This is a genomic window from Shewanella woodyi ATCC 51908, assembly GCF_000019525.1.
Taxonomy (GTDB): Bacteria; Pseudomonadota; Gammaproteobacteria; order Enterobacterales; family Shewanellaceae; genus Shewanella; species Shewanella woodyi.
Genome location: NC_010506.1, coordinates 1,773,062 through 1,783,902, shown reverse-complemented (window position 1 = coordinate 1,783,902; position 10,841 = coordinate 1,773,062). Strand labels below are relative to the sequence as shown.

Genomic DNA, 10,841 nt, shown 5'->3' with positions numbered 1-10,841 from the left:
GGAAATAAATTATTAAGGGTCAAGAATGAATCCTACGACAACTAGTGAACAACTCTCTCCATGGCCGTGGGCTGTAGCAGATAGTAAGATTAACTTTGATGTGAATGTGATGGAGCAGCAGCTGAAAGACTTCAGTCGTGGCTGCTTTGTCGTTAACCACAGTGAAAAAGGGATTGGGATAGCTCAAGAAGCCCATGTCGTCTCTGAAGGTTCCTCTACGCAAGCAGCCAACGGTAACCAGCCGGTCAGTGCTTTTGCTCCTGCACTTGGTACCGAAAGTTTAGGTGACAGTAACTTCCGCCGCGTCCACGGTGTTAAGTACGCTTACTACGCAGGTGCAATGGCGAACGGTATCTCATCTGAAGAGCTGGTTATTGCCCTAGGTCAAGCAGGTATTCTTTGCTCATTTGGCGCAGCAGGCCTTATCCCAAGCCGCGTTGAAGCAGCCATAAATCGCATTCAAAAGGCGCTACCAAACGGGCCTTACATGTTCAACCTTATCCATAGCCCAAGTGAGCCAGCGCTAGAACGCGGTAGCGTCGAGCTATTTATTAAACATAAGGTTCGCACCGTTGAAGCATCCGCTTTCTTAGGACTTACCCCCCAAATAGTCTACTACCGAGCAGCGGGCCTAAGCCGTGACGTACAGGGTAATGTGGTTGTCGGTAACAAGGTGATTGCTAAGGTGAGCCGCACCGAAGTGGCTGAAAAGTTCATGATGCCAGCGCCAGTCAAGATGCTACAAAAGCTTGTGGATGATGGCTCTATCACAGCTGAGCAGATGGAACTTGCCCAGCTTGTGCCTATGGCCGACGATATTACAGCCGAGGCAGATTCAGGCGGCCATACCGATAACCGTCCTTTGGTTACTCTACTGCCCACTATTTTGGCTCTCAAAGATGAGATCCAAGCTAAGTACCAGTATGAAACGCCAATACGTGTTGGTTGTGGTGGCGGGGTTGGTACACCTGACGCCGCATTAGCCACATTCAATATGGGCGCAGCCTACATAGTTACAGGCTCTGTCAATCAGGCTTGTGTTGAAGCAGGCGCCAGTGAACATACCCGTAAACTACTGGCAACGACTGAGATGGCCGATGTCACCATGGCTCCAGCAGCAGATATGTTCGAGATGGGCGTAAAACTGCAAGTGGTTAAACGTGGAACCCTGTTTCCGATGCGCGCTAACAAGCTCTATGAGATCTACACCCGCTATGAGTCTATCGAAGCGATCCCGTCTGATGAGCGTGAAAAGCTGGAGAAGCAGGTATTTCGCTCAAGCCTTGATGAGATCTGGGCAGGCACAGTAGCCCACTTTAACGAGCGCGATCCTAAGCAGATTGAGCGCGCCGAGGGCAACCCTAAGCGTAAGATGGCACTGATTTTCCGCTGGTATTTAGGGCTTTCTAGTCGCTGGTCAAACTCAGGTGAAGCGGGTCGAGAGATGGATTACCAGATCTGGGCAGGTCCAGCACTGGGCGCCTTTAATCAGTGGGCTAAAGGTAGCTACTTAGATAACTATCAAGACCGTAATGCCGTCGATGTCGCTAAGCACTTGATGTATGGCGCAGCTTACCTGAACCGTGTTAATACTCTCACTTCCCAAGGGGTTAAACTGCCAACACAGCTACTGCGCTGGAAACCAAGTCAGAGAATGGCTTAAGCTTCTTATAAAGAGACAGCCTTGAGCGGCTTATAGAAAGAGTAGCTTTAAGCTGTCAGCGATAAGTAATAGTGAAAAGAAAGCCACCGCGCGATGTCATCAATCCTGCGGTGTCTTTTGTTTTTAAGCAAAGGTACAAACCAAACCCCCCTTTCTTTTAAATTGGTATCACCTTACAAAATCATCAAGGATCTTCTGCAGTTCACCGCTTCGTCTCATGGCGTAGATAACGGTATTAAATTTTAAGATAAAGTCATCCATGTGAGGAAACTTATCAGCGCCAGTGGCAGTAAAGGCGAGAAAACCTTGCTCAATACTGATGGTTGCGCCCTCCATTAATCTGGCATGCTTACCACCTTCATCATACATCCCATTGGCTTTCAGCTGTTTCAGCTCCCACAGGATTGAGATCCTATCATTCATATAACAATCGGTTCTGCCTAGACCCAACATCATGATATTTTTCTCATTGCCATTGGCTTCATTGACTGTGATCTTGCCATCTTTCACCGCTTCCCAGAATCTATCTCCGCCAGATGAGAAACCAGCATTGTTACCAATCACTAAACCAAAGTAATCATCGGGCCAGATAGGCCTGATAGAGCGGGTTAATACTTCAGCACGGCAAACAACAATCACCCTCTCATCCAAGATGGGAATTGAGTAGGGCCACATATAGGGCCTCTCTTTGGTTCTATGGTAGGGAGGATAGATAGCAAACCCTTTACCATTCTCGATATATGATAAGCCACGCTTCCAAGGTACAGGCTTAATCTTAACCTTATATCCCTCCATCCTTGAGAATGCCTTTTGAAGGATCTCGGTGTAGATCCCCTTAAGCTCACCATTCTCGATATATGAGTAGGGAGGATAGGAATCATCAGCATAGACCTCCACCCCTATTTCAGCAGCTAAGAGCCAAGATGGGATAAAAAGTGAGATAAAAACATAGATAATCAGCTGAATATTTTTCATCGAAAAGTCCAATTTATCAAAATCCTACGTTCGAATAAAAAGTTATCACCTCTAAAAAAAGTGACAGTTCAAGTTTAGTTTAGAAATGAAAAAAGAGCGATAATTATGCTATTTGCTTGTACACCTGATTCAGAATCATCTTAGTTGAAATTGCATTATCAATTAAGGTTTGGCGTGACTTTTGCTCTATTGCAATCTATGGCTACAAATTATTCTGGAGTTTTCGTGGAAACATTAATAATCATGTTGAAGAGTAAAATAAAGAAAATAACTAAGAGTGAAGCAAATATATCCAATGCCATTATGGCGAGTTACTTGTTGACAATATCATATTTAGCCCCAAACAAATCAATACCTTTACTATTACTTGTAAGCACGACTTTATTTTATTGTTTCTGTACCAACAAATTAAGCTCATCACCTCTGTTATCACCGCTCAGCCAGACATTAATAAAAGAGAGTCAAGGATTAGTAATCATCTATATCTTATTCAGGTTAGCAGGAGAGCTTTTAGGAACAGAAGTCGCTTTCTCTTTACTCTTCTACATTGGTTCACTAGTACTATTCATCTTAGCCACAACAAAAACATCAAAGAAATACAAGCAGCTACCCACAAGAGAAAAACTAGCTTTCATTATGACAGTATTTTTATATTTAATGATGTTCATTGAGTATTGCTACGACCAACTCAGCCCCTCCAATCTAATTAAATCAATGTCAGAATGACATACAAGGTATCAAAATAACAAAGTCAACATGACATTAAACACTAAAAAATAAGAAACCCAACAGATAGAAACCTTATTCCAATGCGGGAAAGAAAATAAAAACCATCTGGCACAAATCATGCTCTAGTTATTATTGAATTAAAAATCAAACCAAAATAATTAGGAGTAGAAATGAAAGTATCAAAAATTGCATATGGAATATTTATCTCTTTAGCTTTGTTAAGTAGCTACGCATCTAATGCAAAAGTCATCACAGTTGAGATCCCTGTGATTGAAAAAGAGATGTTAGTCGATAATGCAGGAACTAAACACAATATGTGGACCTACGGTGGCACCATTCCGGGCCCCGTTGTGCGCGTCACTGAGGGCGATATTGTTGACTTTTCATTACTCAATAAAAAGAGCAATAAACAATCCCACTCTATGGACTTTCACGCGGCTATAGTCGATGTGTTAGATGAATTTGAAAGTGTGCGCCCAGGCAAACGAAAAGATTTTAAATTTGAAGCCAAGTACCCTGGGGTATTTATCTACCATTGTGGTTCTGAATCCATGTCAGAGCATATATCTAGAGGAATGTATGGCGTTATTATTGTAGATCCCAAGGAGGGCTACACAGAGGATTTTCCGAAACCTGATCGCGAATATGTCATTGTTGAAGGCGACCTATTTGAAAATAATGCCACTCCAACAGAGATCACCAATAACGAAAAATGGAAAGGTGTGTTAATTAATGGAAAACAGTTTCATTACGACCCTGTACATGACCAAAATGCGACACAAGTACTTGAATCTAAACCTGGTGAACGGGTACGTATCTATTTTGCTAACGCTAAAATAAATGAAAATGCAGCTTTTCATCCTATTGCGGGTATTTGGGATAAAGTCTGGGATAACGGTCACCCGAAAAACATTCGGCATGGTATTCAAACCATTGATGTTGCCCCTGCTCATGCGATTATCGCCGACATCGTTAGCCCTAGCGATCGCCCAACAAATAATGCCCTTGTTGATCATCGAATGAAGTCTGCATTAAATGGCGCAATCACTGTCCTAATGAACAAGCCAGACGCAGATCCTAAAATGGGTAAAGGCACTAATTTAGTCATTAACTAGCCCTTTTCCAGCAGAATAACGACCTCATTACTTGCCACATTTTTAAACTCTATTAATGAATAACTTAATCGTATTCATAGGGCATGTATGCCCTATCGACGTAGAAAAAAACATGAAAATACAGACACTATTTTTAAACACTATTTTGATACTAATACCCTTTTCGTTTAGTACCTTAGTAAGTGCCCAAGAGGAAGGGAAAAACCTTTATGAAGAGGCCTGTGCAGCTTGTCACTCTATCTCAGACAATAGCAATATCACTCTTTCACAACGACTAAAAGAGAGAGCGCCAACACTGTTTTACGCAGGCAATAAGTTTAATCCAGACTGGCTAGAGAATTGGTTAGTTAACCCAAAGCGTCTTCGTCCCGGTGGTCACTTCTTTTTAGACAATGTCATTGTGACTGAAGATGGTGATGCTATCGATGAGAGTAAATTGACTGAGCATATTGCCGTTAATGCAGTTCAAGCAAAACAACTCACTGAATATTTAATGGCTCAGACCCCCAAGTCAGATCTTATCGCACTAGAAAGTGTCACCTTAGGCAAAGCAAATCGGGCACTAGGTGAGAAAGACTTTCACAAATTTAAAGGCTGTGGTTCATGCCATCAGAGTGAAGATGGCTATGGTGGTGTTTCAGCCCCTGAACTATACAGCTCAATGAACCGCCTACAACCGGCCTTCATCTCATCCTACATTCGCTATCCAGAAAAGTGGGATCCTAAAACACTCATGCCTAACCGCCATTTAAATGAGAGTTCTATCGAAAAGTTATTGAACTACCTCAACCTGATAACGGAGCAACCAGAATGAGAACCTTTCACTGTATTTTACTTCTCCTAAGCCTAGCTCTAAGTGGCCAGTTGGCTGCAGAATCAACAAAAGGAGAGCTGTTATATCAAGCATATTGCACTCAATGTCATGGAAAAGAGGGCGACGGTTGGGGAGTCAATGCGGCAACAATGGATGTATTACCTAAAGATCACACTGACACTAAGGAGATGATCTCACGCACCGATGAAGACATCTTTATCGCAATCAAAAAAGGAGGCAAGGCAGTCAGTAAGTCGAATTTAATGCCGAATTGGGATGCCAATATGACGGATGAGGAGATTAATGAGCTTGTGGTTTATGTTAGAACGCTTTGTTGCCAGAAAGAGGAGTTAAGTGATGAGAATTAATTTAATACCCTATAAAGTTTGGATTTTATCTTCATTACTGCTTTTCAGTCAGATTGTCGCTGCACAGACATTAGAGTTTGAGATGACAATTGATGAAATGGTGGCTGAAGTCACTCCCGGATTTTCAAATAAGGTGTGGGCTTTTAATGGCCAAGTTCCAGGTCCATTAATCCGCGCTAAAGAGGGAGATAGGTTAAAAATTACCGTGCATAACAACTCTACATTGGCTCATACTGTCCACTGGCATGGCACATTACAGACCAACAGCTGGAAGATGGATGGTGTTCCCGGTGTGACCCAAAAAGCAATAGAACCAGGGGAATCATTTGTCTATGACTTTATCGTCGATAGGCCCGGTAGTCTCTGGTATCACTGCCATGTGAATGTGCCTGAACATGTCGGTTTAAGAGGAATGTGGGGGCCTATGATTATCGACCCTAAAGATCCAACCGACATTGAAAAAACTGTCACCAAAGAAGCGATCATGATGGTATCTGGTTGGAACTCTGAAGTTGCTATGGAATATGGAAAAGGCGGTCATCCACAAGAGCTCAATGATTATTTCTCAATAAACGGTAAGTCATTTCCTAGCACTCAGCCATTACGAGTAAAAGAGGGAGATGTGCTCAGGATCAGGCTCTATGCCGCTACCATTGAGACAGCTTACCATCTGCATGGTCATGATGTATTAGTGACCCATAAAGATGGCTTACCACTAGACAGTCCCTATTGGGCGGATGTTGTCTATGTCCCCTCTGGTGGACGGGTTGATGTGATAGTAAAAATGAATAACCCAGGTATTTGGATTAATCATGATCATATAGAGCGACATACCTCTAATGCAGGGAAAATGCCTGGTGGGGCAGTGACAATCATCGAATATGAGGGCGTTGAAACCGAAGATTGGTATAAATGGAAAGATAAAAAGTATCAAGCTGACTTCTATATGAGCGAAACCATGAAGAAAGGCTCAGGGCTCCATAACATCAGTATCTTCAAAGCAACTGCACCTAAATCGGATCGCACCAAGAAAAAAAGAAAACGTAAAAAGAGTGCCAGCAAAGAGGAGTAAAAAAGTTAGCTATAATCACTATGTTTTAAGCAGACAGTGGCCCATTTTATTCATACTCTGGTTGAATAAAATGGGCCTGATACAGGTCTATTCCAACAGTGATGCTTATGGAATAAAGATCACTTCTTCATCAAGCAGATCGAAAATCACTTCGATAGCAATCTCTCTATCTACACTGCTTTGAGCAAGCACATTCACCAAATCTGCACCACTAAAACAGGTCGTCTGCTCCGCAAGTAACAAGACTAACTGAGCAAGGATAGGGTCGCTCACATTTTGGCTCTCTCGATGCCTTACCTTGTAGCTGACACTTTCAATCCTTTGAGACTGATTTTGATTGCGCTTTTCGATAGAGAAAGAGGTTTCTGGGTTCACCGCAAAGATACTGGAATCTACCTCGGCTTCTGTTAGCTTAGGCTTGGCAAAATTATCAGCACCACAGATGATAAAATCCAGTTTAGGCACCTCAAACAGACGCTCAATTATCTGATACTGCTCAACATCGCTCAAAGCTTGTAGTCTTTCCAGTAGCTCAGGATCATCAAAGCGCTTCTCTACTGACCAGACATCAGGCTCGACCCAACGCACAAACTTCATATTAGCTTGTTCAATGAGTTGCCATAATGAGGTTATGTCATAACTGACTTCATTAACATTCAAGCAGGTATCAACAAATTCAACATCGGGGTTTCGATAGGTACTTTTCCAGTAGTTATCTTTAAAAATCGTCTCTTCAGCCACCTTCGCAAGCAACCTTCCCATGGGGATTCGGCTCTCAATGGGATCATCTTTAGGGCTGAGAATATCTATCCCTTCGATTAATCGATACAGGGCCTGTCGCCCAAAACTGCCATAAAGCATCAGTGATATAACACCATGGGGAGCAAGAATTTTCGTGAGATTATTCAAACCAATCTGTGGATCTGCCAAGTGATGCAACACCCCTGAGGAGTAGATCACATCAAATCCCCCTTCTGGCACTTCCAGCCCCTCTAATGTCATCAGATCCGCTTGCACGAAATTGATATTGGTCAGCCCCCGCGCTTTTGCATTAGCACTGGCCTCTGCAAGGCCAACCGAGTTGATATCAATAGCGGTAAACATCACATCCGGTTGAAGTGAAGCGGCGCCTATAACGCCAGGGCCACGTCCACACCCTGCATCCAATACCTGTAGAGGCTTATCAGAGGTTCGCTGGTTTGCAACATAACTAAGTAACAGTCTGATATCAAAACCTGGCCTAATTGTCGGGTCCCCTGACGGATAAGGGTACTGCTCATACATGCTCTTCACTTTGCTGGTCGTCTGATCCACTGTCCATCTCCAGTTATAATCAATTAAAATTGAATGTTACTAGCTATTTTTACCATAACATTATGAACTAGAATACAGATATTAACCTCATAACTCGCTGTCAAATAAGTATTAATTAATAAAACCCCAATTAACCAAATGAAAAAGCCATCTAGAGACTCGATGGCTTTAGTTCTATAAGTTAACGTTACTCACCCATGAAAGGCTAAAAGGTAAAGTTAACCTTGGCTGTGTAAGTGATCCCATCGAACCCATATGGCAGCGCCCTTACAGGGTATTGAAATGCCTGATTAGTAATAAAATCGAGTGGCTCATCGGCGCCAAGTTCATCGGGGGTCACATCGAAAATATTATTCACCCCCGCGGAGACACTTAAAGAATCTGTAAAATGATACTCTAAGTTAATGTCCACCAATACCGCGGCTTCTACAGTACTCGTCGGTTTAAATGAACCTGTGGGAGAAAGAAAACCAGGTAAGCCAATATGCTCATTACCAAAGTAGGTCACGTCGGTTTCGCCAAAGTAATTAGCCCTAACCATGGCTTGCCAGTCATTTTTACTGTAATCAAACGTTAAAGTCGCACGCTCTTTTGGCTGACCATCGGTTAGGAAGCTACGTTGTAGGTCATCCAGTGCAACATCCTCAGGGATCCCCTCAGGTGCATTCACACTGTCAATTTTGGTCTCATTAAGGTTCCCCGCAAAGGTAGTATTTAAATCGCCGCCAAATAGCTCAGCCTGATGAGTCACAATCAGATCCACGCCTTGAGTGGTTGAGTTAACCGAATTAGAGAAGTAGTTGGCTTGCTCTGCCCCCGTCGCAGCTAAGGCTGCAACCGCTTCAGAACTAAAATCTACATCTTCAGCAGACAGAAGACTACCTAAGGTAATTCTATCTTCAATCTCAATTCGATAAGCATCTAAGGTCACAGAAAGATCATCGGTGGGATTAAGCACAAAACCTAAACTTAGGTTTTTTGAGGTTTCAAGCTTCAAACTGTCTACCCCAAGTGCAGAAGGAAAATCAGAGCCTGCCGTTGCAGTAAAGGAGCTAGATAGTACACCGCCTGGTCCCAAGTTCGTCGTATAAGCGGTATAAGCACTTTGCTGCAGTGATGGCGCTCTAAAGCCTGTAGAGACTGCGCCACGTATTGCAAATGAATCAGTGACATCGAAACGTGATGACAGCTTACCGACGAGATCATTGCCTGAATCTGAGAAGTCTTCGAAACGAAGCGCAGCGCCTAGCATCCAGTCATCAAGCAAATTAGTTTCAAGATCTAGGTAGAAGGCATAACTGCTTCTGTCAGCCTCACCCGCCGCATCGGGCCTTAAACCTGGGTAAGCCTGAAAACCACAACCAGCAAATACTTCAGGATCCATCACAGAGGGAAAAGAGTTGTTCGCATTTGAGCTACCACAGGAGTAAGAGGCCAGTTCACCGGCCACAATCTCATAGTTTTCACTGCGGTACTCACTACCAAACGCCACATATATCGGCGAGTCCCAACCTGTATCCACAATCCCACTAATATCAACATTTAAAGTGGTTTGGTCGAAGCGGAAACCACCTGAATAGCCAGAAGTTGGCCCTGAGTTAGCGGCTATCTCTGCATCGGTTGCACCAGGATTGTTATAAAGATATTCGGCAGCATAGGAAGCATTGATACTGTTCCTCGAATCAAAATCATAACGGTTCTGACCATAAACAGCAGAGAGATCAAACTGCCAATCATCATTAATATCCCCTCTTAAACCAGCGGCAATTGAGGTATCTTGCGCCTCATTAAAAATACGCGGCAGAAAACCATCGGGATAAACTTGAGGTACAACCTTCGCAGCTTCATCAAAATTACGCCAAAAACCATTGCCTAATGCAGTTCGATTTGAATAGCCACCGAAAGAGTAAAGCTCAAACTCCCCCACCGACATCATGGCATTGTAGAACATCGATTTAAATTCTGAATCAGCATTACCTTGGCTCCAACGTACCTCATCGGAGAGTGCACTCCCGTTAGGTACTGTTGAAGAGCCTCCCATATCCCTTTGAGCACGGTTAGTGCCATCGGCATCACGGTACTCAAAGGAGAGATTAATAAAGCCGCCATCATCACCAAGGTCAAAACCTGTGTTTAAGCCAAGGGAGTAGTTGTCACCATCGCCCTCACCCGTACTCCCACCCTGAATATAACCTGAGGTCACATCAGTGCTGTCTCTAAGAGATAAGTTAATCACACCAGCGATGGCGTCCGATCCATATTGCGCCGCTGCACCGTCACGCAACACCTGTACATCTTTAAGTGCAATCAGCGGAATGGCATTCATATCCGTTCCCGCCGCTCCGGCACCAACAGTCCCATTAAGGCCAAAGATCGCTTGATTATGGCGACGCTTACCATTTATCAATACCAGAGTCTGATCCGGTTGTAGTCCACGCAGTGTGGCGGGACGAAATAGATCTGAGCCATCAGAAACTTGAGTTCGACTGAAATTAAACGAAGGAACACTGGCTTGCAGACTCTGTCCTAGCTCGGTAAAACCTCCACGAGTTAAGCTTTCGGCACTGATAATATCAACGGGAACCGCAGACTCTGTTGCAGTTCGATTCGAGACCCTAGTACCCAATATTGAAATGGTCTCCACCTCTTGCTCAGCTGATGCCTCATCGGCAGCCTGAACAGCCACACTGGTGCTCCCAAGAGCAATACCTATCGCAAGCGTTAATGAATTAGCGCGGAATATTTTCATTATAATAACTCCCTATCACTTTACCTGAGCAACAACTTGCCA

8 protein-coding genes are annotated in these 10,841 nt (G+C 43.6%); 5 read left to right on the top strand and 3 right to left on the bottom strand.

What is annotated here, in order from left to right; translation table 11 throughout:
• Nucleotides 1–25 precede the first annotated feature (25 nt).
• A complete protein-coding gene (pfaD, locus tag SWOO_RS07240) occupies nt 26–1,663 on the top strand; it encodes an eicosapentaenoate synthase subunit PfaD (RefSeq protein WP_012324058.1) in 1,638 nt (545 codons plus the stop codon).
• A 168-nt stretch (nt 1,664–1,831) separates the two neighbouring features.
• Here pfaD and SWOO_RS07235 read toward each other — a convergent pair whose 3' ends face one another.
• Nucleotides 1,832–2,638: a substrate-binding periplasmic protein gene (locus SWOO_RS07235; protein WP_012324057.1), complete on the bottom strand. Its 807-nt coding sequence runs from the start codon at nt 2,636–2,638 to the stop codon at nt 1,832–1,834.
• A gap of 899 nt (nt 2,639–3,537) precedes the next feature.
• Between SWOO_RS07235 and SWOO_RS07225 the strand changes: the two genes are divergently transcribed.
• The 4 genes from SWOO_RS07225 (at nt 3,538) to SWOO_RS07210 (ending at nt 6,736) form a co-directional block, all read left to right on the top strand.
• Nucleotides 3,538–4,482, top strand: a complete 945-nt coding sequence (locus tag SWOO_RS07225) for a multicopper oxidase domain-containing protein (RefSeq protein ID WP_012324055.1) — start codon at nt 3,538–3,540, stop codon at nt 4,480–4,482.
• Nucleotides 4,483–4,594: 112 nt separating this feature from the next.
• Complete coding sequence (locus SWOO_RS07220; protein WP_041417531.1) at nt 4,595–5,296, top strand: cytochrome c family protein; 702 nt, start codon at nt 4,595–4,597, stop codon at nt 5,294–5,296.
• Complete coding sequence (locus tag SWOO_RS07215; protein ID WP_012324053.1) at nt 5,293–5,664, top strand: c-type cytochrome; 372 nt, start codon at nt 5,293–5,295, stop codon at nt 5,662–5,664. Before SWOO_RS07220 ends, SWOO_RS07215 begins: the two co-directional genes overlap by 4 nt.
• Nucleotides 5,654–6,736: a multicopper oxidase domain-containing protein gene (locus tag SWOO_RS07210; RefSeq protein ID WP_012324052.1), complete on the top strand. Its 1,083-nt coding sequence runs from the start codon at nt 5,654–5,656 to the stop codon at nt 6,734–6,736. Before SWOO_RS07215 ends, SWOO_RS07210 begins: the two co-directional genes overlap by 11 nt.
• 105 nt (nt 6,737–6,841) lie before the next feature.
• On the opposite strand, the gene SWOO_RS07205 is transcribed toward SWOO_RS07210, so the two are convergent.
• Both SWOO_RS07205 and SWOO_RS07200 read right to left on the bottom strand, forming a co-directional pair.
• Nucleotides 6,842–8,050: a class I SAM-dependent methyltransferase gene (locus SWOO_RS07205; RefSeq protein WP_012324051.1), complete on the bottom strand. Its 1,209-nt coding sequence runs from the start codon at nt 8,048–8,050 to the stop codon at nt 6,842–6,844.
• Nucleotides 8,051–8,255: 205 nt separating this feature from the next.
• Nucleotides 8,256–10,799, bottom strand: a complete 2,544-nt coding sequence (locus SWOO_RS07200) for a TonB-dependent receptor plug domain-containing protein (RefSeq protein WP_012324050.1) — start codon at nt 10,797–10,799, stop codon at nt 8,256–8,258.
• Nucleotides 10,800–10,841 lie beyond the last annotated feature (42 nt).